24 protein-coding genes are annotated in these 24,064 nt (G+C 49.6%); 13 read left to right on the top strand and 11 right to left on the bottom strand.

Annotated features, from left to right (window positions below; all coding sequences use genetic code 11):
* Positions 1-121: 121 nt before the first annotated feature.
* A complete protein-coding gene (envC, locus tag PAGR_RS00775; protein ID WP_014604759.1) occupies positions 122-1,423 on the top strand; it encodes a murein hydrolase activator EnvC in 1,302 nt (433 codons plus the stop codon).
* On the top strand, positions 1,424-2,335 hold the full coding sequence (locus PAGR_RS00770) for a divergent polysaccharide deacetylase family protein (protein WP_014604758.1): 912 nt from the start codon (positions 1,424-1,426) through the stop codon (positions 2,333-2,335).
* 86 nt (positions 2,336-2,421) lie between these two features.
* Here the strand turns inward: PAGR_RS00770 and tdh are convergent, their stop codons facing one another.
* Both tdh and kbl read right to left on the bottom strand, forming a co-directional pair.
* Positions 2,422-3,456: an L-threonine 3-dehydrogenase gene (gene tdh / locus PAGR_RS00765; protein ID WP_013027720.1), complete on the bottom strand. Its 1,035-nt coding sequence runs from the start codon at positions 3,454-3,456 to the stop codon at positions 2,422-2,424.
* Between the two features lie 9 nt (positions 3,457-3,465).
* Positions 3,466-4,662, bottom strand: coding sequence for a glycine C-acetyltransferase (gene kbl, locus PAGR_RS00760; RefSeq protein ID WP_014604757.1), 1,197 nt, complete (start codon positions 4,660-4,662; stop codon positions 3,466-3,468).
* A 228-nt stretch (positions 4,663-4,890) separates the two neighbouring features.
* Between kbl and rfaD the strand changes: the two genes are divergently transcribed.
* Genes rfaD through rfaC form a run of 3 tightly spaced genes read left to right on the top strand, consistent with a single transcriptional unit; the run spans position 4,891 to position 7,855 of the window.
* Positions 4,891-5,823: an ADP-glyceromanno-heptose 6-epimerase gene (rfaD, locus tag PAGR_RS00755; protein WP_014604756.1), complete on the top strand. Its 933-nt coding sequence runs from the start codon at positions 4,891-4,893 to the stop codon at positions 5,821-5,823.
* Positions 5,824-5,840: 17 nt separating this feature from the next.
* Positions 5,841-6,899, top strand: a complete 1,059-nt coding sequence (gene rfaF / locus PAGR_RS00750) for an ADP-heptose--LPS heptosyltransferase RfaF (RefSeq protein WP_014604755.1) — start codon at positions 5,841-5,843, stop codon at positions 6,897-6,899.
* Complete coding sequence (rfaC, locus tag PAGR_RS00745; RefSeq protein WP_014604754.1) at positions 6,887-7,855, top strand: lipopolysaccharide heptosyltransferase RfaC; 969 nt, start codon at positions 6,887-6,889, stop codon at positions 7,853-7,855. The genes rfaF and rfaC overlap by 13 nt, the downstream gene beginning before the upstream one ends.
* Positions 7,856-7,889: 34 nt before the next feature.
* Here the strand turns inward: rfaC and PAGR_RS00740 are convergent, their stop codons facing one another.
* Genes PAGR_RS00740 through PAGR_RS00725 form a run of 4 tightly spaced genes read right to left on the bottom strand, consistent with a single transcriptional unit; the run spans position 7,890 to position 12,372 of the window.
* Complete coding sequence (locus PAGR_RS00740; RefSeq protein ID WP_014604753.1) at positions 7,890-9,098, bottom strand: O-antigen ligase family protein; 1,209 nt, start codon at positions 9,096-9,098, stop codon at positions 7,890-7,892.
* A complete protein-coding gene (locus PAGR_RS00735; protein WP_014604752.1) occupies positions 9,095-10,264 on the bottom strand; it encodes a glycosyltransferase in 1,170 nt (389 codons plus the stop codon). Before PAGR_RS00735 ends, PAGR_RS00740 begins: the two co-directional genes overlap by 4 nt.
* A 36-nt stretch (positions 10,265-10,300) precedes the next feature.
* Positions 10,301-11,413, bottom strand: a complete 1,113-nt coding sequence (locus PAGR_RS00730; RefSeq protein ID WP_014604751.1) for a glycosyltransferase family 9 protein — start codon at positions 11,411-11,413, stop codon at positions 10,301-10,303.
* The gene (locus tag PAGR_RS00725) at positions 11,413-12,372 is read right to left on the bottom strand and encodes a polysaccharide deacetylase family protein (RefSeq protein ID WP_014604750.1); all 960 of its coding nucleotides are present in this window, start codon (positions 12,370-12,372) and stop codon (positions 11,413-11,415) included. The genes PAGR_RS00730 and PAGR_RS00725 overlap by 1 nt, the downstream gene beginning before the upstream one ends.
* 163 nt (positions 12,373-12,535) lie before the next feature.
* Between PAGR_RS00725 and PAGR_RS00720 the strand changes: the two genes are divergently transcribed.
* Both PAGR_RS00720 and galE read left to right on the top strand, forming a co-directional pair.
* The gene (locus PAGR_RS00720; protein WP_014604749.1) at positions 12,536-13,657 is read left to right on the top strand and encodes a glycosyltransferase; all 1,122 of its coding nucleotides are present in this window, start codon (positions 12,536-12,538) and stop codon (positions 13,655-13,657) included.
* A gap of 11 nt (positions 13,658-13,668) precedes the next feature.
* Positions 13,669-14,685, top strand: coding sequence for a UDP-glucose 4-epimerase GalE (galE, locus tag PAGR_RS00715; RefSeq protein WP_014604748.1), 1,017 nt, complete (start codon positions 13,669-13,671; stop codon positions 14,683-14,685).
* 33 nt (positions 14,686-14,718) lie between these two features.
* On the opposite strand, the gene PAGR_RS00710 is transcribed toward galE, so the two are convergent.
* A complete protein-coding gene (locus tag PAGR_RS00710) occupies positions 14,719-15,738 on the bottom strand; it encodes a glycosyltransferase family 9 protein (protein WP_014604747.1) in 1,020 nt (339 codons plus the stop codon).
* 176 nt (positions 15,739-15,914) lie between these two features.
* Between PAGR_RS00710 and PAGR_RS00705 the strand changes: the two genes are divergently transcribed.
* The 6 genes from PAGR_RS00705 (at position 15,915) to coaD (ending at position 21,803) form a co-directional block, all read left to right on the top strand.
* Entirely contained in the window at positions 15,915-16,904 is a 990-nt protein-coding gene (locus tag PAGR_RS00705; RefSeq protein WP_071823375.1) for a glycosyltransferase, read from the top strand.
* Positions 16,905-16,977: 73 nt separating this feature from the next.
* A complete protein-coding gene (rfaQ, locus tag PAGR_RS00700) occupies positions 16,978-18,054 on the top strand; it encodes a putative lipopolysaccharide heptosyltransferase III (protein ID WP_014604745.1) in 1,077 nt (358 codons plus the stop codon).
* Positions 18,047-19,183, top strand: a complete 1,137-nt coding sequence (locus PAGR_RS00695) for a glycosyltransferase family 4 protein (protein ID WP_013027733.1) — start codon at positions 18,047-18,049, stop codon at positions 19,181-19,183. The genes rfaQ and PAGR_RS00695 overlap by 8 nt, the downstream gene beginning before the upstream one ends.
* A 90-nt stretch (positions 19,184-19,273) precedes the next feature.
* On the top strand, positions 19,274-20,548 hold the full coding sequence (gene waaA / locus PAGR_RS00690; RefSeq protein WP_013027734.1) for a lipid IV(A) 3-deoxy-D-manno-octulosonic acid transferase: 1,275 nt from the start codon (positions 19,274-19,276) through the stop codon (positions 20,546-20,548).
* Entirely contained in the window at positions 20,548-21,327 is a 780-nt protein-coding gene (locus tag PAGR_RS00685; protein WP_014604744.1) for a glycosyltransferase family 2 protein, read from the top strand. Before waaA ends, PAGR_RS00685 begins: the two co-directional genes overlap by 1 nt.
* Complete coding sequence (coaD, locus tag PAGR_RS00680) at positions 21,324-21,803, top strand: pantetheine-phosphate adenylyltransferase (protein ID WP_014604743.1); 480 nt, start codon at positions 21,324-21,326, stop codon at positions 21,801-21,803. The genes PAGR_RS00685 and coaD overlap by 4 nt, the downstream gene beginning before the upstream one ends.
* Here coaD and mutM read toward each other — a convergent pair.
* The 4 genes from mutM to radC form a co-directional block, all read right to left on the bottom strand.
* Entirely contained in the window at positions 21,800-22,609 is an 810-nt protein-coding gene (gene mutM, locus PAGR_RS00675; protein ID WP_014604742.1) for a bifunctional DNA-formamidopyrimidine glycosylase/DNA-(apurinic or apyrimidinic site) lyase, read from the bottom strand. The two genes, coaD and mutM, sit on opposite strands and share 4 nt — an antisense overlap.
* Positions 22,610-22,678: 69 nt before the next feature.
* Positions 22,679-22,846, bottom strand: a complete 168-nt coding sequence (rpmG, locus tag PAGR_RS00670) for a 50S ribosomal protein L33 (protein ID WP_001051798.1) — start codon at positions 22,844-22,846, stop codon at positions 22,679-22,681.
* 20 nt (positions 22,847-22,866) lie between these two features.
* Positions 22,867-23,103, bottom strand: a complete 237-nt coding sequence (gene rpmB, locus PAGR_RS00665; protein WP_006121249.1) for a 50S ribosomal protein L28 — start codon at positions 23,101-23,103, stop codon at positions 22,867-22,869.
* A gap of 238 nt (positions 23,104-23,341) precedes the next feature.
* Positions 23,342-23,998 (bottom strand): RadC family protein, encoded by a 657-nt coding sequence (gene radC, locus PAGR_RS00660; RefSeq protein ID WP_044042251.1) that lies wholly within the window; start codon positions 23,996-23,998, stop codon positions 23,342-23,344.
* Between the last annotated feature and the right edge of the window lie 66 nt (positions 23,999-24,064).

Below are 24,064 nucleotides of genomic sequence, written 5' to 3'. Positions count from 1 at the left end.
GAATGGCAAAAATGTCGTGGCGCTTGTCCCTTGTCCTGATGAAAATGGATCGCACTGAGAAAGCAAAAGCCGGTCGGCAATGCTGGTAAGCAACTGTTCATCGTGGAATAATCATCGGCCTATGAAGGGAAAGACAACCGTTCTACCAACATGGACTCGTTACAACGGTCATCCCCTGCCGTTGTTTACACGCTTGTCCGCCCTGTCTTTTAGCCTGCTTTATGCGGGCATATTGTTGTTTCCTCTACCCGGCTTATCGGCGGATGACAACAAAGCCCAGCTGAAATCTATCCAGCAAGAAATTGCCGAAAAAGAAAAAAGCGTAAAAGCCCAAAAGGTTCAGCGCAGCCAGTTACTTAATCAGCTACAAAGTCAGGAAAAGATCATTGCTCAGGCAAGTCGACAGCTACGGGAAACCCGTAACAGCCTGTCGGCCCTGAAGGGTGAGATTACCCAGGTCACCGCCTCGGTTTCCCGTCTTGAAAAGCAGCAGGCCCAGCAGGAAAAGCTGCTTGCTGAACAGCTGGACGCCGCCTTTCGCCAGGGGCAGCACAAAGGTTTGCAACTTCTGTTAGGCGGTGAAGAGAGTCAGCGTAGCGAACGTATCCTCGCCTACTTTGGCTATCTGAACACCGCACGTCAGGAAAATATCACCGCCCTGCAAACCACCCGTCAGGAATTAGCCCAACAGCGCGCCTCGCTGGAACAAAAGCAACAACAGCAGAAAACGCTGTTAACCCAGCAGCAAGAACAACAAGACAAACTCCAGCAAGCCAGCGCCGCGCGTAAAAAAACGCTCACGTCCCTGGAAAGCGCCCTGCAGAAGGATCAGGCTGACCTGGTTGAGATGCGCCAGAACGAAAGCCGCCTGCAAGATAAAATCGCTCGTGCCGAGCGAGAAGCCCGTGAACGCGCCGCCCGTGAGGCACGTGAGGCAGAAAAAGTGCGTCAGCGTCAGGTGCAGGCGAAAGCGAAAGGCTCCAGTTATCAGCCAACACAAAGCGAGCGCGAGCTGATGGCGCGAACGGGCGGACTGGGACGGCCCAACGGTCAGGATATCTGGCCGGTACGCGGACGCGTCGAACATCGGTTCGGTGAGGAACTGCAAGGCGAATTACGCTGGAAAGGCCTGGTCATTGCGGCTCCGGAAGGCACTGAGGTCAAAGCCATTGCCGATGGTCGTGTGTTGATGGCCGACTGGTTGCAGGGCTATGGTCTGGTCGTAGTTATCGAGCATGGTAAAGGAGATATGAGTCTGTATGGCTATAACCAAAGCGCCCTCGTCAGCGTAGGTGCCCAGGTGAAGGCCGGTCAGCCCATTGCGCTGGTGGGCACCAGCGGTGGTCGCGGCACGCCTTCGCTCTATTTTGAAATCCGACGTCAGGGTAAAGCGGTCAATCCAGTTCCGTGGTTGGGAAAATAAGTGTTAGTTCATCGTTACCAGATTACCGCCTTGCTGTGCGGACTGTTGCTCAGTTTCGCGTCCCAGGCCGCTAAGCTCGCCATCGTCATTGATGATTTCGGCTATCGACCCACGGAAGAAAATAAAGTGCTGCAAATGCCGCAGGCGATCTCTGTCGCGGTGCTTCCTGATGCGCCCTATGCACGTCAGATGGCCATCAAAGCGCATCAGGGCGGCCGTGAAGTTCTGATTCACCTGCCTATGGCGCCGTTAAGTAAGCAACCGCTTGAGAAAAACACCTTAACGCCTGAAATGAGCCGCGCGGAAATCGATCGCATCATCCGTAGTGCGGTCAACAATGTCCCCTATGCAGTGGGGCTGAATAACCATATGGGCAGCAAAATGACATCGAGCCTGCCGGGTATGCAAAAAGTCATGCAGGCGCTGAATCAGTACAATCTGTACTTTCTCGACAGCATGACGATTGGTAACAGTCAGTCACTGCAGGCCGCACAGGGAACGCACGTCAGGGTGCTTAAGCGTCGCGTATTTTTAGATGACAGTCAGGATATCAATGCGATTCGACAGCAGTTCAACCGGGCAGTCAGTCTGGCCCAGCGTGATGGCTACGCGATTGCGATCGGTCATCCGCATCCCAATACCGTGCGGGTGCTGCAACAAATGTTGCCCTCGCTGCCCGCAGATATCACCCTGGTGACGCCGGGTCAGTTATTGAATGAACCGCTACGCAACGGCAACGCATCGCCAGCCAAAATCACACCACACAGCAAGCCACTTCAGGGCTTCCTGCCGCCTGGTGAATGTAAAGTGAAGCAGCCGCTGGCACCAGTTCCGGCTAGCCGTGCGCTGAGCGTTATTGGTGAAAGCATTACAGAAAGTCCGCTTTATCATCGTATTGATGAACTGTTCTAAAACACTCAGCACCAGGCATTAAACCTGGTGCTGAGCAATTACATTACGCAGACAAACGTTATCTTTCTTACTCGCTACTCGGGCGATCAAGGCGATGTCCAGTCCAGAATCACCTTTCCAGACTGCCCCGAGCGCATTTCATCAAAACCCTGCTGGAAGTCATCAATCGGGTAACGGTGAGTGATAATCGGGGTGAGATCCAAACCTGACTGAATCAGCGCGGCCATCTTATACCAGGTTTCGAACATCTCACGCCCATATATGCCCTTGATAAACAGTCCTTTAAAGATCACCAGATTCCAGTCAATAGCCATTTCTCCCGGAGGAATGCCCAGTAAGGCCAACCGCCCACCGTGATTCATCACCTCAAGCAAGGTTCGGAAAGCGGGCGGTGCACCTGACATTTCTAATCCCACGTCAAAGCCTTCTTTCATGTCCAGCGCATGCATGACTTCACGCAGATCTTCTCTGGCGACATTGACCGCGCAGGTCACGCCCATCTTGCGGGCCAGTTCAAGCCGGTAGTCATTAATGTCCGTGATCACGACATTCCGCGCACCGACATGGCGGCACACCGCAGCCGCCATAATACCAATAGGGCCGGCACCGGAAATGAGTACGTCTTCACCGACCAGGTCGAAGGATAAGGCGGTATGTACCGCGTTGCCGAAGGGATCAAAAATCGCTGCCAGCTCGTCGGAAATATTGTCGGGAATTTTGAATGCATTAAAGGCGGGAATAACCAGATACTCTGCAAAGCATCCCTGGCGGTTAACGCCAACGCCTTGGGTATTTCGACAGAGATGGGTACGGCCTGCGCGGCAGTTTCGGCAGTGCCCACAGGTGATATGCCCCTCGCCCGAAACCCGATCGCCTATGTTAAACCCTTTAACCTCCTGACCAATAGCCACCACTTCACCGACATATTCGTGGCCGACAATCATGGGGACCGGGATGGTTTTACGCGACCAGTCGTCCCAGTTGTAAATATGTACGTCTGTCCCACAGATGGCGGTTTTACGAATTTTTATCAGCAGATCGTTGTGACCCGGCTCGGGAACTGGCGCATCAGTCACCATCCAGATGCCCTGCTCTTTTTTCAACTTAGCCAGTGCTTTCATGGTTAATCCTCAGGCAATGACGCCAAGTTGTTTACCAATGCGCGTGAAAGCTGCCACCGCCGTTTCGAGTTGCTGCTGGCTGTGCGCTGCTGAAATTTGGGTTCGGATGCGTGCCTGACCTTTTGGCACAACCGGATAGAAAAACCCGGTGACATAGATGCCTTCCTGTTGTAACAACTGAGCAAATTCCTGCGCGACGCTGGCTTCTCCCAACATGACCGGAATGATGGCATGATCGGCGCCGGCCAGCGTAAAACCTGCCGATGTCATTTTTTCGCGGAAGAAACGTGCGTTGTCCCACAAGCGCTGACGCAAACCGTCGCCTTCGCTTAATAAATCCAGCACGCGAAGAGAAGCCGCGACAATTGCCGGTGCCAGCGAGTTAGAGAACAGATAAGGCCGTGAGCGCTGACGCAGCCATTCCACCACCTCTGCTTTGGCAGCAGTGTAACCGCCGGATGCGCCGCCCAGCGCCTTGCCCAGCGTGCCGGTGATAATGTCGACCCGGCCCATGACGTCGCAATACTCATGCGTTCCGCGACCGGTACTTCCGACAAAGCCAACCGCATGGGAATCATCGACCATGACAAGTGCGGAATAGTCGTCAGCAAGATCGCAAATGGCGTTCAGATTGGCGATCACGCCGTCCATCGAGAACACGCCGTCCGTGGCAATCATAATGGTCTTCGCCCCGTTATCCCTGGCTTCCTTCAGGCGGTCGCGCAGTTGCGCCATATCATTGTTAGCGTAACGATAGCGCTGTGCTTTACACAGGCGTACACCATCAATAATCGATGCATGATTGAGTGCATCAGAGATGATGGCATCTTCCGCGCCCAGTAAGGTTTCAAACAGCCCGCCGTTGGCGTCAAAACAGGAGGAGTAAAGAATGGCGTCCTCCATTCCCAGAAAATCGGCGAGCTTTTTTTCCAGCTGTTTGTGTATATCCTGGGTACCGCAGATAAAACGCACGGATGCCATGCCAAAACCGTGCGAATCCATGCCCTCTTTGGCTGCCTGAATTAAGGCTGGGTGGTTGGCCAAACCCAGGTAGTTATTCGCGCAAAAGTTAATTACGGGACGCTCAGGCCCGACCTCAATTTCTGCCTGCTGTGCGGAGGTAATAATACGTTCTTTTTTGAATAAACCTTCACGCTGGGCGGCGTCGAGTTGCTGCCGGATATGTTGGTAAAAATGCGCTGGCATTATCCTGCTCCTGATAAGGTGGAAATCTGGCAAATATTACTGAACATATCGCCTTTCTACGCTTAATCGACCAAAAGAATGTTAATTTTGCAGCATAGTTCACGCCATTCTGTCGGATGTGCAGGACCTTACAGAGTCATCTGGCTGTCTGGAGCGGGATGAAATGTTATGATGTAGGCATTACGTGTGAAATGTCCCGTTTCAACTCAAAACTTTAAAGGTAACAGTATGATTATCGTAACCGGTGGCGCAGGAATGATCGGCAGCAATATTGTCAAAACGCTGAACGATCGCGGTCACAACGACATTCTGGTCGTGGATAACCTTAAAGATGGCACCAAGTTCGTGAATCTGGCCGATCTGGATATCGCTGATTACATGGATAAAGAAGAATTCCTGACCTATATCATGTCAGGTGAAGATCTTGGTCCGATTGAAGCCGTTTTTCACGAAGGTGCCTGCTCAGCCACCACCGAGTGGGACGGTAAGTACATGATGGATAATAACTATCAGTACTCTAAAGATCTGCTGCACTTCTGTCTTGAGCGTGAAATTCCGTTCCTTTACGCTTCTTCTGCCGCCACCTATGGTGGACGCAATGAGAATTTCATTGAAGAGCGCCAGTACGAACAGCCACTGAATGTCTACGGCTATTCAAAAATGCTGTTCGACCACTACGTGCGTCAGATCCTGCCTGAAGCCTCCTCGCCGGTATGCGGCTTTCGCTACTTTAACGTTTACGGCCCGCGTGAAAGCCATAAAGGCAGCATGGCAAGCGTGGCGTTTCATTTAAACACGCAGATTAGCAATGATGAAAATCCAAAGCTGTTTGAAGGCAGCGACGGCTTTAAACGTGATTTTATTCATGTCGATGATGTGGTGTCGGTGAATCTGTGGTGCTGGGAGAATGGGATTTCCGGCATCTATAACTGCGGAACAGGCCGCGCCGAATCCTTCCAGGAAGTGGCAGATGCGGTGCTTAATTTTCACCAGAAAGGCCAGATTGAGTACATTCCTTTCCCTGACAAGCTGAAAGGCCGCTACCAGGCTTACACGCAGGCCGACCTGTCTAATTTACGCGCAGCGGGTTACGACAAACCGTTTAAGACCGTGGCACAGGGCGTTTCTGAATATATGGTTTGGTTAAATCGCAACGTCTAAAGGAATAGATACCGGTAATGAAAATTCTGGTGATCGGCCCGTCGTGGGTCGGCGATATGATGATGTCGCAAAGTCTCTATCGTACCCTCAAGGCCGAACATCCTGACGCAGTGATTGATGTGATGGCACCTGCGTGGTGCCGTCCTTTACTTTCACGGATGCCTGAAGTGAATCAGGCGCTGGCGATGCCGCTGGGTCATGGCGCGTTAGCGCTTGGCGAGCGCCGTCGGCTGGGCAAATCGCTCCAGGCCAGCCATTATGACCGCGCTTATGTTTTACCCAACTCTTTTAAATCAGCGCTGGTTCCCTTTTTTGCCGGGATCAAGCGCCGTATTGGCTGGCGCGGAGAAATGCGTTACGGCCTGTTAAACGATTGTCGGGTACTGGATAAAGCCGCGTTTCCGCTGATGGTTGAGCGCTATGTGGCTCTGGCTTATGACTCACCAGTCCGCTCAGCGCGGGAACTGCCGCAACCCCTGCTAACGCCTCAGCTACAGGTCAGTGAACAGGAAAAAAGTGAGACGTCCGCGCAGTTTCAGCTGACTCCCGAGCGGCCGACGATTGGTTTTTGTCCCGGTGCAGAGTTTGGGCCGGCAAAACGCTGGCCGCATTTTCACTATGCGACGCTTGCCCAGCAGTTAATCAGTGAGGGTTATCAGATTCTGCTGTTTGGCTCGGCTAAAGATCATTCCACCGGTGAAGAAATCCTGTCTTCGCTACCGGAAGCGAGCCGTGCACATTGCCGCAATCTGGCTGGCGAAACGCAGCTGGAACAGGCTGTTATTCTGCTGGCTCAGTGCCACGCAGTGGTCAGTAATGATTCGGGCCTGATGCATATTGCCGCAGCGTTAAACCGACCGCTTGTCGCCTTATATGGTCCCAGCAGCCCTGACTTTACGCCACCTCTGTCTGACCGGGCACGTATTCTCCGTTTAATTAGCGGCTATCATCGTGTACGCAAAGGCGATGCCGGGCAGGGCTATCACCAAAGTCTTATCGATATTCAGCCCGCACAGGTTCATGAAACATTGAGCACGTTGTTGCGCGAAGTCCAGGAGGGGACATGCACGTCCTGATCGTCAAAACCTCCTCCATGGGAGACGTCCTGCATACGCTGCCAGCACTCACCGATGCCATGAATGCCCTGCCCGGAATACGCTTTGACTGGGTGGTGGAAGAAAATTTTGCACAAATCCCGACCTGGCATCCGGCAGTGGATAAGGTTCTGCCTGTCGCCATTCGACGCTGGCGTAAACACTGGTTTGGCAGCCTGCAGCGTGAAGAGCGCGTGCGTTTCAAGCGTGAGCTTCAGTCTCGTGACTACGACATCGTGATCGACGCTCAGGGGCTGATTAAGAGCGCCGCGCTTGTGACTCGTCTGGCTAAAGGCGTTAAGCACGGCCTGGACAATCGTAGTGCGAGAGAACCTTTCGCCAGCTGGTGGTACGACAAAAAACACGAGATCAGCAAGCAACAACATGCAGTCGAGAGGACGCGTGAGCTGTTTGCTAAAAGTCTGGGTTACGATAAACCCCCGTCTCAGGGGGATTATGCAATTGCCGGCCATTTTCTGAAGCCCTTATCACAGCATGAGAGCCCTTATCTGGTATTTCTTCATGCCACTACCCGTGATAACAAGCACTGGCCAGAATCTCACTGGCGAGAGTTGATTGAACGTGTCCGGCCAGCGGGCTTGCGTGTAAAGCTGCCGTGGGGCGCTGAACATGAACATCAGCGTGCGCTGCGTCTGGCTGAAGGTTTTGAGCACGTAGAAGTCTTGCCTAAGCTTTCTCTTGAAGCCGTAGCACAGCAGTTGGCAGGCGCAGATGCCGTAGTGTCGGTAGATACAGGGCTGAGCCATCTGACCGCCGCGCTGGACAGGCCCAATATCACGTTATATGGCCCCACCGATCCGGGTTTGATTGGGGGTTATGGGCAAAATCAGTTCGTACTCAAATCCACTGATAACAATCTTAACAGTATTACTCCAGAGAAGGTGTCAAACGCGCTCGGTCCGTTACTCGACAAATAAAAAACGAGCAGAGTCAATCTGCTCGTTTTGTCTTCTATGCCTGTCTTTTAATTAACAGATAGACAGGTACCCCCAGCATAAGCACTATTGCACAGCGTAAATCAATAAATAAAGTGTCAGTCAGGCCATAAATAAAATTAGGCGTTAAGAGCAAAATGACGCCGGCAATACTTTCATTATTTTTTATGAAAATATAGGCCAGTGAAAAAAAGAATGATGCCAGTAGCAAAGCGCCCCAAATACCCCTTAAGCTAAGGCTATCAATGAATTCATTATGCATATGAAAATCTATTGCACGTAATGCTTCAGGATTTTTATGTTCATATTGATCAATATAATTTTTAATCTCAATATAACGCTGATCTGCACTTTGACCCATTGGGTGTTTTGCAAAAGCATACAGTCCTGCTTTCCATAAACTAAATCTCGCACCAAGAGAAGTATTTCCATTATTGGCGTTATAATCTTTAATCTCACTTGATGTAGAGACAATTCTTTCGAAAGCATTGTAAAACGGCTTATGATTAATAAAAAAAGTGATCGCAATGATTGCAACCATCAGTAAGATAATGTTCCTGTTAATAAGTTTTGACTGAGCCAAAAAAACAAAAACCAATATTGGGTAGGTTAGTATAACAGACCGCGTCTCAGTAAGTAACAGCACATAAAACCCAAGAAGAATGACTAAGACATTCAATAAAAATGAAAACTTTGTTTTTAAAGTCGAAGTAACATATATAGCCGCAAAAGCCTGAATAGCATAGACATAGGCTACAGTAGTCGCAACAGTTTTGATTTCCAGTCGGACACCCGGGTTTTGGTAATGAATGAGAATCCCTTGCACGGAAACATATAAAAAACCTACAAGAATCAAAATCTTGGAAAACAAAAAACCATTCTTTGAGATATATTCTTTCTGTTGCGCAAGGTAGTAAATGATAACGCTCGCCATCAATATGCGAATCGCTACGTAATAATAGTTTTCATCAACTGAAAACATTACAATTGAATGGAAAAACTTAGCATGCAAGATAAGTCCTAAAGCGAGGAAGGCACTCGTCAGCGAAAAATAAAAGACGCTATCTGTCTTTAAATTCCGTCTGTTAAAAAAAATATCAAAAAATGATATTATGAATGCCATAAAAAGTGCATTGCGACAGACTGTTGACGCATTCAATGCAGTTGAAAAAGATACACAACTTAGTGCGAGTACTATTGCTGGCACTTTAAATTTTATCGTCATTTCATTTTTACCTGGGTAAGAAAATCTTCGATGTTCTTAATCATATCGTTTCTGTCAGACAGGATCATATTCCTTTGCTCAATCCCCTCCAGAAAACGCAAATAGTTTCCTTTTTGTAATATTCCTTCAATTGCATCTGCACCATCAAGATAAGAAACGATCATGGGTTTGGTAATTTTTTTATTTACAGGATCATATACAAACTTTCTTTCAACATCAGCAGGGTAGCCTGTCTGGCTAATATAGTCTTGTATGCTCAGCGTCGGTTTGATACCTATTCCGGTTACCTCATGTATATTCACTTCTGGTTGTCCGTCAACGACAGAATAAATACAGGGGACTTTATGCAACTGTGCATCAAGACAGGACAAACCAAAACTTTCTGCAACAGACAGACTCATATAGAGGTGAATAGAATCATAAAAATCACCTAAATCCTCCTGATAACCAAGGAAGCTGACATGTTTTTCTAGTCCTCTTTCTTTGACCAAAGCTCTCAAGTGCGTTTCTTCTGGCCCTTTTCCGGCAATCAAAAGACGGGCATTGATATCGCGTTTGAGTAGCTCAGCCACCATAAGTACAGAGACAGCAATCCCTTTTACACCAGCCAGTCGCGAAGCAGTCCCCAGAATTAACTCATGCTTTGACGGAGGTGTTTTGAGCCTCATATTGGCTTTAGGGACAGGTAATGTATTGGGAATAATTTTTACAGGCACACTTATCGATAATCGCATCTGCATCATCGCTTTCGATGCTTTGCTGGGAGCAATAGCGGCATCAATGTAATTTATAAATTCACGCGTGCGTTGATTATTATCGAATACCCATGACGAACCATGGTCATAATAAACGGTTTTAACGTCACGCGGCTTACCTGATAAGCGAGGTATAAGATCCCATACCACCAACACATCCGCTCCTTCTCTTTCAATTCGTTTTTTAAGGACAACTGGTCTTAAAAAAGGAGGGAATTTTATTTTAGCAAAAGGGAAAATCTTATTTACAAATTGAATGTCATGACCGACCAAAGATTGCTTGATGCTCGGGTCTACATTGTTACTTATGCAAAATATTTTATTTTGTAAATTGCTCTCGCTAATAAATTGCAAAAAGATTTTTTCAGCCCCACCCATTTTATCCAGGTTGATAATATGAATCACCTTCATAACATTATTCCCTACTATTTATTGCGTTCGATGTTGTCATAAAGGCTTTAAGACATCGAAATAATCTTCAAATGTATCTATAACCTGATCTACAGAAATGGACTTCATCGCACCATCACCTAATGTCTCGGCCTTCAGGGCAGACTGGACGCCCAGGATGGCATGGTGGATATTCAGATCTTGATAAGGCCCACTAAACACAGGCTGAGCCGTCGCAAACAGACTGAGCGTTGGTACTTTCAGTGCGATCGCGACGTGAAAAGGTCCAGTATCGCCTGTCAGTAAAGCATCAAACTGATTTATTGTTTCAACAAGTTGTGGCAGTGAAGTTTTACCAATCGTATTGACCACACGATGATGCAATTGAGGGCTCAGTTGTGCCATAAACTGCTGTCCTAAAACCACTTCTCCCGGACCACCGATTAAAACAATATCAAGATCTTCATTATGGGAGAGTGCGCGTTTAGCCACAGCGGCGAAAGAGTCGATGGGCCAGCAACGTTCAGGGGAAGATGCACCTAACTGAAAGCCTAATTTTTTTCTCTCTCGTGTCGTGAAACATTTTGGCGGCAAATGAGGCAACCGCATTTCAACGGCTGAAGTATCACACCCCAGTGGCGCAATAAGCTCCAGTTTGCGCTGTATAAGATGCCCTTTATAACCCACGGTATAGTTAGTCAACCAGCGATCAATTAGAGATTCATCATCATGATAGTTATCGCGGAAGATATAACTGGCACCAGCTAAAACAGCACTCGTATAGTCATAGGGCGCATGTGAATGAAGAATCACGGCCAATTCTGGACGGCCCTTTTTCTGAAGCGCTTTTACAAGGGCAGGCACCTGTTTAACTTTGCTATTCCAGTAGACGACGTCATCCCAGTCGTTTCCACCCGTTAAAAAATCACGAAATTTAGGATGTGCTACAAGTGTGATCCAGGCATCGGGAAAACGTTGCCGCAGGGCTCCTATCGCTGGTGTATTCATCATGAAATCTCCCAGCGCTGTCGTAGAATAAATGACAATATTTTTGAAGTCGTTTGGTTGATTATCTGATAAAAATTCAGCTCTGGAGCCTACCATGCCGTTACGTCGGGTAACTGTGCGTAAATAAAGATTTATTAATTCAAATTTCCAGCGCTTACGCATTATTCACCCTTAAACGTTGCATAATAATCCGCCAAGGTCATACCTGTCGTTTGATGCTGTAGCCAGCTAAATAATTGCTCTAAATCAGCATAAAGTTGTTCAATATCTTTTTCATTTTTGAACGTGGGGCTCCCCCCTGGCATGAACTCTGAAGAATGGAGCATAAACTCAACATAGTCTGCGCCTTCGGCGATAGACTGATTGACGACTTTTTTCATCTGTTCGAGATTGCCACCTACTGGCCTTAACCAGTTCACGGATGAAACAGGATGCTTGCCACGCAGCTTTTTCACGCCCATTTTGATGCTGTTGATAACAGGCGAATATTTATATTGAATGCTCATAGGAACCTCGAGCAATGTCGATTGGCCACTTTTAGCAATGTCATCAGGATCAATAAGATAAGCACGACGTGGAAAGTTAACGTAGTCACTGCCCCCCTTCCCGGCTGGGTTGCCCATCGAGCTGCTCCAGTTAACACGAGGTGTTACTGAGCAATCAACCTGATAACCGAATTCCGTCAACAAACTGGCATAATATTCGTTAAATGCCCAGCGCCCGGCGCGATGGCTGAGCATTTTAGTTTGAAAGGTATCCTCAAGAAGCTGAGTCATGTACTTAACTTTCTCCCTGATAACTGCATGAGGATATTCGATTAAGTATGGCTTATGCCGCCAGTCGTCGCCGGTGAGGTCATGCAGAGGTGGACTATTCCACGCATGGAGATGCATCCCAACTTCACCCTGGCCACGCGCAATAACATCCTTTGCAAATTCAACGTAGACAGGATCGACGGCCATTTCATAGTTAGTCAACCAGGTAGGTTTAAAGCCATATTTCTCGCATAAAGACTGAAATCGCGGCAGGAAAATCGCATTTCGTGTAGTGATGCTGTCATGATTCTCCCAAAGATTATCGCCTTCAGTATCGATAGTAATGAGAAATGCAAGTCTTGACATAATGGCTTTAATCCCAAAAAAATGAATAGCTATGTTACGCACCAGACCTCATCTGCGCAAATTCATTTAGTTACCATGAATTATAAAAACTTTAATCATAGCAATGACATAGATACTAGATTAAGATTTTGATAACAATTTTAGGACTCGGGCAGGCATTATCATGACAAGACATATTCTTTTTATCATTGATGGCTTACCGGGTGGTGGCGCTGAAAACGTGACGTTAACCCTGGCTGAGGGCATCGCGCATCGCGGTTATCCGGTCACACTGATATCGCTTAGTAAGAAACTAGACTACACCATTCCCGGCAATATTGACTACCGAGTGTGTCACGATAATGGTACAGGTCCGCTTCGCAAGTTAACTGAACTCTCACGCCGGGCACGCCAGCTTGATGACAGGCTTGAACTACTTTTTGCTGAAAAAGGGCCACCCGCGCTTGTCATTTCAAGCTTGCATAAAACCGATCGTATTGTTGTCAGGTCTCGCCTGTTACAGGAATGTAATGTCTGGCACTGTATCCATGGTATTTTTTCCCGTTCGTACCTTGGTAATAAAAATGCGTTTTCTCGTTATTTAAAAAAATACAAAATTCAACGCACCTATCACCAACGCAATATTGTGACGGTTTCTGAAGCGGTAGGGGAGGACATGATCAATAATGTGGGCGTCAGGCCTGCCAAGAGGTTGACCATTTATAACCCTTTTGATTTTGATAAAATCAAACAACGTTCGATGGGACACAATCCCTTTGCAGGTGAAAACTACATTCTGCATATTGGCCGTCTTCATCAGGTTAAGCGACAGGACCGTCTTCTTGAAGCATTTGCTATGGCTGACATTCCCACCAAACTCATTATCCTCGGTCAGGGAGAGAAGTCGGTTACGGAACAACTTAACGCGCTTATTGTCAGACTTAACCTGCAGGATAAGGTGGTGTTGGGCGGGTTTATGTCCAATCCTATACCCGTACTAAAAGATGCGCGTTTATTTGTGTTGAGTTCGGACAGTGAGGGCTTGCCTACAGTATTGATCGAATCACTGGTTTGTGAGACACCTGTTGTCAGCACCGCTTGTCCTGGAGGGGTGAAAGAAATCATGGTGGGTGAACTGGCCAGCTATCAGTCTGCACTTGATGCCTCTTCATTAGCCACTAAAATCCGCCATGGCTGGCAGTCTCCGCCTGACATTACGCCTGCAATGTATGCTAAATTTGACATCAATCTTATCATCGAACGTTATCTCAGCCTGATGGCCGATAAAAATAGCGACTCGAAATAACAAGGAACGATATGGCTATCCTGGTTACCGGCGGCGCCGGTTATATCGGTTCACATACTGTGCTGACCCTTCTGGAGGCAGGTCACGAAGTTGTCGTCATAGACAATCTTTGCAATGCATCTTCAGAGTCAATTAATCGTGTGGAAGCCCTTAGTGGTAAATCGCTGGCTTTTTATCAAGCCGATGTACGCGATGTAGATCAGGTCAGAGCCATTTTTTCTCGTCATGCTATCTCATCGGTTATTCACTTTGCCGCGCTAAAGTCCGTTGGTGAGTCGGTGTGTAAACCGCTGGAATACTACGACAATAATTTAAAAAGCACGATGGTTCTTGTGGCGGAAATGCGCCGGGCGGGCGTCAATAATTTAATATTCAGCTCATCTGCCACCGTTTACGGCCAACCAGAATGTATACCTTTGCGAGAGGATGCACGCATCGGTGGCACGACTAATCCGTATGGCACAACTAAATTAATGATTGAACAGATATTGCAGGATTACTCGCGAGCCTGTCCCGATTTCTCTGTGATTATTTTGCGTTATTTTAATCCGGTGGGGGCACATCCATCCGGTATGATCGGCGAAAATCCCAATGGTGTTCCGGCAAATCTCGTACCTTATCTTACGCAGGTCGCCGTCGGTAAGCTGGAAAAATTATTGATCTACGGCAATGATTACCCCACCAAAGACGGAACCGGAGTCCGGGACTATATTCACGTAATGGATGTTGCTGAAGGCCACCTCAAAGCACTCGATGCGGTTAACTGCCGACAAGGTGTAAGCATATACAATCTCGGCACCGGTATCGGCTATTCTGTTCAGGATATCCTGCGTGCGTTTGAAAAGGTTATCGGGCGACCAGTACCACATGAGATTGTTTCCAGACGAGACGGCGATATTGGTGAGTGTTGGTCAGATCCTTCGCTGGCAAAACAACAGCTTGGCTGGCAGGCAAGGCGCAATCTGGACGATATGGTAAAAGATGCCTGGCGCTGGCAATTAAGTCACCCTGAGGGGTTTAAATCCTGAGCTGGACAAAACATGTTATCCAGCCGTTTTTCGTTAGATGGACTCAAGTCGTTGCCAGGCCAGCCAGGCCTGGTCGACACTGATATCCGTGCTCTCCCCAGAGTCAGTCTGAAGAATTTCATGTTTTCCTGACCATGGGTGCCAAAGTGCAGCATCCGTATCGCCGAAAAACACCACCTGCTTTTTATGCAGTGCTGCTGCGATGTGCATTTGTCCACCATCACTGCACAGTATTTGTTTACAACAGTTAAAGCCTGCCATAAGTTCACGAATCGTTGCTGTTGGATATGCAGCAACGCGTTCTGAATTTACTTTAGTTAACAATGCCTCTACGCGAGCCTGATCGCCAGGATCGTTGGGATCCAGCGTTCCCTGAGGTGACCAAAAAATTAAAATGTGTGCATCCGATTCATCTAACAATTTTTCGATTAATTGCGCATAGCTTTCCAACGACCAGCGACGCTTGGCCGAACGACTACTAATGTGAATGCCATAAAAACTTTGTCCCCGAGGAAAAAAAACCTTGATACGTTGTTCTGCTTCTTTTTTTTCTGTATTCGTTAAATAAATTCGCACATCAGGAACGACAAGACGTAACGACGTCAATGCGGTGAGATAACTAAACGTTTGTTCAACCTGATGCTGGCCTGAAAAATCGCCCTTGTCGAAACATTTTGTCAGACCATCGCCTTTTTCACCTGCGCCAATGATATGTTGTGCGCCCGCCATACGCGCGAGGCGAAGGCTGTATTTACAGGGAACCGGATTAGCCAGTACCGCCGCATCAAACTTCGTTTTACGTAAAGCCCAAAAGATCTTTAAACGGTGCCAGTAAACGCCAATTGCGGTCTCGTTCTTGCCACGGTGCTTGGCTTTCTTATAGACATGAAGCGCATCGACATGGGGGTTATGCAGTATCACATCCTGCGCCACTTTATTTACCAACAGCGTCAGTTTAGCTTCAGGAAAGGCTGTCTTTATGCCTTCCAGTAACGGTGTGGTACAAACCATATCACCAATGTTGTCGCGCCTGATGACGAGGATATTTTTCATACAATACTCGGTTTAGGGATACCTGTCCTGGCTGTAAAGCACCCGGCATTGAGAGTGGCGAAAAAATAAATTTCTGCTACACAGACTATTTGACCCGTAATGCAAAAAAAGTTCTGAGCGCTTGAGTAATAATTTTGTTAAAAATTTGCTCCATTTTCATTTGAACTCATAATGCTGTGTCACAGAATTTGCCTTTATTATCAATAATCACACCAATGTTTAACGCTGGTGTGATGTTTGAGACATTTATTCAGTCTTTACTGGCTCAGACGCTGACATCTCTGGAAATCATCCTTGTCGATGATGGATCGACTGACGGCTCGGGTGAGAGAGCGGATGACTACGCACAACGTCATCCTCATATCCGGGTCATTCACCAACCTAATGGTGGTGTATCACGTGCACGCAATGCCGGGCTGGCTGTCGCATCCGGTAAGTACGTAACCTTTCCAGACGCTGATGACACCATGAAGCCAGAGATGTATCAGACACTGGTCGATATGGCAGAGGCAGACGATCTCGATGTGGCGCAATGCAATGCCGAATGGTTTTTCCAGGCTAGCAATGAAACCCAGCCGTTGATACCGCCTGAACGACTCTCAAGTACATCCGTCCTTAGCGGCCCTGAGTGGCTTAACAAGGCGCTGAAGACTCATCGCTATAAACATGTTGTCTGGCTCGGTATTTACCGACGCGAACTGATTGAAAAACTGAAGCTAAATTTTGAACCCGGCCTGCATCATCAGGATATTCCGTGGACCACAGAGTTCATGCTGAATGTAAAACGCGCGCGCTATACCGATAAACAGCTGTATCGCTACTATCTGCACGATGCTTCAATCAGCAACCGCAAGCGAACCGGCCTGCGTAACGTTGAATATCAGCGTCACTATCTGAAAATTGCGCAAATGCTGGAGTCAATTAACAGCAGCTATCGCCATAAGGTAAAAATTTATCCGGCCTTTCACTATCAGATTACTTACGAAGCCCTGAGCGTCTGTCACAGTATCCGACGCGAACCGGACGAATCAGCGCGACAGGCGATGATTGCCGATATCTTCGCGACCCAGACACACACGCGTATGCTGCGTAATGCGCGCGGTGTAAAACAGTGGTATCACCTGCTGCTATGGCTGGGTCGAATTTATTACTGGCGCAGGAAATAAGCGGCGTCACTTGCTTTAACCTCAAAAGGGTTTGCCCTACAATCGGCTCACTGAATTCTGAGAGCATTTGAGTATGACAAGCCCGATTCCAGTCCAGTTTGCACCCAAAAAAATTCTGTTAATCAAACTACGCCATCACGGCGACATGCTGCTGACTACGCCTGTCATCAATGCTTTGCATCAGCATTATCCGCAGGCCAGCATTGATGTCCTGCTCTACAAAGAAACCCGGCCCATGCTGGAAGCACATCCTTCTGTCCGTCATCTGCACATCATCGATCGAAACTGGAAAAAGGAAGGTGGCTGGCAGACGTTTCGCCATGAAGTCGCACTGGTCTCCGCAGTGCGAGCCTGTCATTACGATTTGGTGATTAATCTTGCCGATCAGTGGCGCAGTGCCATTCTCACCGGACTGTCTGGCGCGCCGGTACGCATTGGATTCGCGTTTAAAAAGCGTGATAACGCCTTCTGGCGCGGGTGCCACAATCATTTGGTTACCACAGAAAATCATGAGCGCTTACATACGGTTGAACAGAATCTTTCCGCTCTGTCACCGCTGCAGATTTCAGCCAACGGTGCCAGAGCCTCGATGCACTTCAGCCCGGACGATGCGTTAAAAGTGCAGAATATGCTGCTTCAGCAGCAGGTGAAGCCCCCTTATATCGTGCTGCAGCCTACCTCTCGCTGGCAGTTCAAATGCTGGGAGGAAGATAAGGTTGCAGCCACTATCGACCAGTTGGCTCAAGCCGACCGCAAAGTCATCCTGACAGCAGGACCAGATGATAGTGAGCTGGCGATGGTTGAGCGGATTCTGGCGCAGTGCCAGTCTCCGCATGTTATCTCGCTGGCAGGCAAACTCTCTCTGCCACAACTGGCTGCACTTATTGCTCGCGCTCAGCTCTTTATCGGCGTTGACTCAGCCCCGATGCACATGGCCGCCGCGCTCGACACGCCCTGCATTGCGCTTTTCGGCCCGACAAAACTGCAGCACTGGCGCCCCTGGGGTGACAACAATCGGGTCATCTGGGCTGGTGACTATGGCCCCCTTCCTTCTCCGGATTCCATTGATACTCGTACCGAACAACGTTACTTGTCCGTTATCCCGGTTGAGGACGTCGTTACCGCAGCAAGGAGCTATCTAAATGAGTAAGTTACGCCTGGCGATTGTCCGGCAGAAATACCGCCCTGATGGCGGGGCCGAACGCTTTATTTCACGCGCGCTGGAAGCCCTGGGTAGCGAAAAACTGGATCTCAATATCATCACCCGAAGCTGGGAAGGAAAGCCCAACCCGGACTGGCACCTGCATATCTGCAATCCAGGTAAACTGGGACGGGTTTCACGTGAACGCGGTTTTGCCCACGCGGCGCGGGCCTGCTGGGAACGTGAAAAGTTCGATATTGTTCAAAGCCATGAGCGTATCGCTGGTTGTGACATCTTTCGGGCAGGCGATGGCGTTCATCGTGTCTGGCTTGAACAACGGGCACGTATTGTTTCGCCCCTGCAGCGTCTTAGCGCCAGCCTCAGCCCATATCATCGCTATGTTCTGCAGGCAGAAGCCGATATGTTTAACTCCCCCGCACTGAAAGCGGTGATATGTAATTCTGAGATGGTAAAAAAAGACATCCTGCGCTGCTTCGCACTGCAGGCTGACAAAATACATGTCATTCACAACGCCATTGATTCAACGCGCTTTCAACCTGCGACAGAGGCCGCCCGCCATGCGGTTCGGACACAGCTGAACCTGCCCGCTAACGCGACTGTTCTGATCTATGTGGGTTCGGGATTTGAACGTAAGGGCCTCAAAGCCGCCATTGAAGCGCTGGCCAAAAGTAACCGCTATCTGATCGTGGTCGGCCAGGACAAACAGGCAAAACGTTATCAGCAGTTAGCCAGTCAGCTTCACTGCAGTGAGCGGCTTCGTTTTGTCGGCGTACAGCAGGATGTGCAGCCCTATTACCATGCTGCTGATGGATTGCTTCTGCCCACCCTTTACGATCCTTTTCCCAACGTGGTGCTGGAAGCCATGGCCTGCGGGTTGCCGGTGATCACCAGCACCGGGTGTGGCGGCGCTGAATTTATTCGCGAAGGTCAGGAAGGGTTTGTTCGTGATGCGCTGGATGTAAAAGGACTCAATCAGGCCATTAATGCCCTTTCTGCTTTAACCGTTGACGGCAGAATGGGCGAAGCAGCAAGACGCAGGATTGAACCTTACACGCCGCAAAACCTGGCACATTCACTGAACAGGCTCTATCAGCAGGTCCTGAGTCGCCACGCATGATGTGGGATGAGTGATTATGCTGTTTCTGATAAGATGCTGTATTCTGACTTTAATCTGCTTTTTTGACGCCAACGTGTCATAACGGTAACTATGACGACCATTTACACCGCATTGCTTTATCTCATTCAGCCACTTATTTGGCTGCGCCTGTGGCTGCGCGGTCGTAAAGCTCCTGCCTACCGTAAACGTTGGGCAGAGCGTTATGGCTATTGCGCCGGAAAAGTGAAGCCTGAAGGCATCGTTTTACACTCGGTTTCCGTGGGCGAAACCCTGGCGGCAGTGCCGTTGGTGCGCGCGCTACGTCATCGCTATCCAACGCTACCTATCACCGTCACAACCATGACGCCAACCGGTTCTGAACGTGCGCTCTCTGCTTTTGGCAAAGATGTGCATCATGTTTATTTGCCTTACGATCTCCCCAACGCCATCAATCGCTTTCTTGATACGGTCAATCCACGCCTGGTGATCATTATGGAAACCGAACTGTGGCCTAACATCATTCGTATCCTGCACCAGCGCCATATTCCCCTGGTGATTGCTAATGCCCGACTTTCCGAACGATCGGCTAAAGGCTATCGCAAGCTTGGCAAGTTCATGCGTAATCTTTTACAAAGTATCACGCTGATCGCCGCACAAAACGCCGAGGACGGTGAGCGGTTTGTGCAACTCGGTCTGAAGCGCTCGCATCTGTCGGTTACCGGCAGCCTGAAGTTTGATATTTCTGTTACGCCCGAGCTGGCCGCAAGAGCAGTAACGCTACGCCGGCAATGGGCGCCCCGTCGCCCTGTCTGGATTGCCACCAGCACTCATGAGGGTGAAGAAGCTATCCTGCTGGATACGCACCGTCGCTTATTACAAACCTTTCCGGATTTGCTGCTGATTCTGGTGCCGCGTCACCCGGAGCGTTTTAACGATGCCCGAGAGCTGACGCAGAAGCGCAACTTCAGTTTTACCCTGCGCAGCAGCGGTGAAATCCCATCCGGCTCAACGCAGGTTGTGATTGGCGACTCGATGGGTGAACTGATGTTGCTGTATGGCATTGCCGATCTGGCCTTTGTTGGCGGCAGCCTGGTTGAGCGCGGTGGTCATAACCCGCTCGAACCCGCCGCTCATGCTATTCCTGTGCTTATGGGCCCCCATACCTGGAACTTCAAAGATATTTGTAGCAAGCTGCAACAGGCACAGGGGCTGATTACCGTTACTGATGTCGCATCGCTGGTAAAAGAGGTGACGAACCTGCTGCAGGACGATGATTATCGTCGCTACTACGGACGCCATGCCGTAGAAGTGCTGCATCAAAACCAGGGCGCCCTTCAGCGTTTGCTGCAGTTACTTGAACCACACCTGCCGCCACGAGCCCATTAATGACATCCACTCGCCAACGCCTTTCAGTCGTGATGATTGCCAAAAATGAAGCAGAGCTGCTGCCCGACTGTCTTGCATCAGTGAGCTGGGCCGATGAGATTATCGTGCTGGATTCTGGCAGCACAGACGACACGATGGCGCTGGCCCGGGCAGCAGGCGCGCAGGTTTTTCAGGCGACGGAATGGCAGGGCTACGGCAAACAGCGCCAGCGGGCGCAGAGTTTTGCCAGTTGCGACATGATTTTAATGATCGACGCCGATGAGCGAGTCACGCCAGAGTTACGTCAGGCCATTGAACGGGTGCTCGAGGCCCCGCCAAGCGACACCGTTTACAGCTTCAGCCGCAGTAATCTTTTTTTGGGGCGATTCATGCGCCACAGCGGCTGGTACCCTGATCGAGTGATGCGTCTTTACCCACGTACGTTAAGCTATAACGATAACAGCGTGCATGAGTCACTCAACACCGAAGGCGCCTCCGTGCAGGCCCTCAAAGGCGATTTACAACACCTGACCTGTCGTAACCTGATGGCTTTCCAGCGTAAGCAGCTGGCCTATGCGGAGGCCTGGGCACAGGAACGATTTCAGCGCGGAAAAACCTGCAGCCTGTTTTCGGTCTTCAGTCATGCGCTCGGCGCCTTCGCGAAAACGCTGCTGCTGCGTGCCGGCTTTCTTGATGGTAAACAGGGTTGGCTGCTGGCGGTCGTCAATGCCCAGTACACCTTCAACAAATATGCAGCGCTATGGGCGCTGACACATGCTTCGGCGAAAGGGCGCACATGACCACGAAAGCTATTTATCCAGGCACCTTCGATCCCATCACATTAGGCCACATCGATATTGTGACGCGTGCAGCGCAGATGTTTGACCGGCTGGTCGTAGCCATTGCCGCCAGCCCGAGCAAAAAGCCCTTATTCACGCTTGATGAAAGAGTTGCGCTGGCGCGTCAGGCGACCGCGCATCTGGCGAACGTTGAGGTGACAGGTTTCAGCGATCTGATGGCGAACTTTGCCCGCACTCAGCAGGCAAACATTCTGGTGCGCGGATTACGTGCCGTGTCGGATTTTGAATATGAGACACAGCTGGCGCGTATGAACCGGCATTTGCTGCCGACGCTGGAAAGCGTGTTTTTGATGCCATCGGAAAACTTTTCTTTTATCTCTTCTACCCTGGTAAAAGAAGTGGCGCGGCACGGCGGCGACGTCTCGGCCTTCCTGCCCGCGCCTGTCCACCAGGCTCTGCTGGCAAAACTGCCTTAGTGTTGACAGTTGGGGCACCAGTAAGTACTGCGTTGCCCATGCTTGCCACTGACAATCGGTGTGCCACATGCCCTGCAGGGCTCTCCCGCGCGACCATAAACCTGTAGCTCTTGTGCAAAATAGCCCGGTTTGCCATCACTTTGTAAAAAGTCGCGTAATGTTGTTCCGCCCTGCTCGATTGAGCGCAACAGTACCGCTTTGATGGTATTCGCTAATATCGCCGCATCTTCATGGGAAAGGCTCATTGCGGGTCGATCAGGAATGATCCCTGCCGTAAACAGTGACTCACTTGCATAGATGTTACCCACGCCAACGACAATTTTGTTGTCCATTAGCCACTGCTTAATCACCGTTCGCTTTCCGCGGGATTTTTCAAACAGATAGTCACCACTGAACGCTTCACTCAGCGGCTCTGGGCCGAGGTGTGCCAGTACGCTACTGCCGGCCAGGTCGCTGCTCCACAGCCAGGCGCCAAAACGCCGGGGATCGGTATAGCGCAGGACTTTACCGTTGCTCATGACCAGGTCGACATGATCGTGTTTGGCTGCGGGCAACTCTTCTGAAAGGACACGTAAACTGCCTGACATACCCAGGTGGATAATAATCCAGCCGTGCGGCAATTCGAGTAAAAGGTATTTGGCACGACGTTGAACGCTCAGCACAGGCTGATCGCTTAACGCCAGGATTTCTTGTGACACTGGCCAACGCAAACGCGCGTTGCGCACGACTGCGTGAAGAATTGTCTCACCAACCAGATGTGGCTCAATGCCGCGTCGGCTGGTTTCTACCTCTGGCAACTCTGGCATAACCTCTCCCCTGCGCATTACACAAACAAAAAACCCGGCCTGAGCCGGGTTTTTTGCAGAAAACCAAAATTACTTAATTTTGGCTTCTTTGTAGATCACATGCTGACGTACAACCGGATCGAACTTTTTCAGTTCAAGTTTCTCTGGTTTAGTACGTTTGTTCTTCGTGGTGGTATAGAAGTGACCTGTACCAGCAGAGGAAACCAGCTTGATCTTCTCACGAATACCTTTAGCCATGATTCAGTTCCTTAGTACTCTTAGTACTTCTCACCACGGGCACGCATGTCGGCTAACACCGTATCAATGCCCTTTTTATCAATAATACGCATACCTTTTACAGATACACGCAGAGTAACGAAGCGCTTCTCGCTCTCAACCCAAAAACGGTGTGAGTGCAGGTTCGGAAGGAAACGGCGTTTCGTCGCGTTCATTGCGTGGGAACGGTTGTTACCGGTCACCGGACGCTTTCCAGTTACCTGGCAGACTCGTGACATGTCTATTCTCCAAAAATCAAATCAGCTCGAGCTTTAAAAATTAGGTTTTGGCCGCCTCGTCAGGCTTACAGCCCGCCAGGCGAGTTCCATGGAACCCGCTAAGCTGGCCTAACCGCCAAACCCGAGATTCTCAAAGGTGGCGTAGTATACGCCGCTCGGCCCAAGTGCTCAAGTCCCGAACAGATAAAGATCCCGAATGATCGTGTAAAAATCCGCCACCTGGACCAGATTTTCAGGCTCAGAGCCATCCCCGCTCGGTAAATGAGACCGATTCACCCCGTCCAATCACTAAATGATCGAGCACGCGAATATTGACCAGCCGACAAGCTTCGCAGATTTTAACGGTAATGTCGCGGTCAGCCTGACTCGGCTCGGCTCTTCCTGACGGATGATTGTGTGCGATGATTAACGCTGCGGCGTTAATTTTAAGCGCCTCGCGCACAATTTCGCGCGGATGCACTTCCACACTGTTAATCGAGCCTGAGAACATTTGCCGGGCGGTTATCACCCTGTGTTGATTATCCAGAAACATCACGACGAAAATCTCACGTTCCTGCTCTGCTAACAGCGTTTGCAGATACTGGCGTGTCGCAAGCGGGCTGTCGAGGGTATTTTCACGGGCCAACTGGCTGGCGAAAAACCGTTTAGCCAGCTCAGCAACGGCACGTAGCTGAATTAGCTTAATTTCCCCTGCCCCTTTGATTCCTTTGAAATCCTCCGCACTGGCGTTCACGATGTTGTAAAGCGATCCCAGCTCTTGCAACATCTGCTGCGCCAGCTTCATCACCGGTACGCCTCTTGAACCCGTACGTAAAAAGATGGCCAGCAGTTCTGCATCGCTTAATGCATCTGCGCCCAGTCGCTTGAGTTTTTCCCGTGGTAGAAAATGATCCATTGCTGCTCTCCCTGTCGCCCCCTGTATCATCCTCTGGCAGTTAACACGCGACCAGTGAGCAAATGT

It is taken from the genome of Pantoea ananatis PA13, assembly GCF_000233595.1.
Taxonomy (GTDB): domain Bacteria; phylum Pseudomonadota; class Gammaproteobacteria; order Enterobacterales; family Enterobacteriaceae; genus Pantoea; species Pantoea ananatis.
This window is presented reverse-complemented; position numbering and strand designations above follow the sequence as displayed.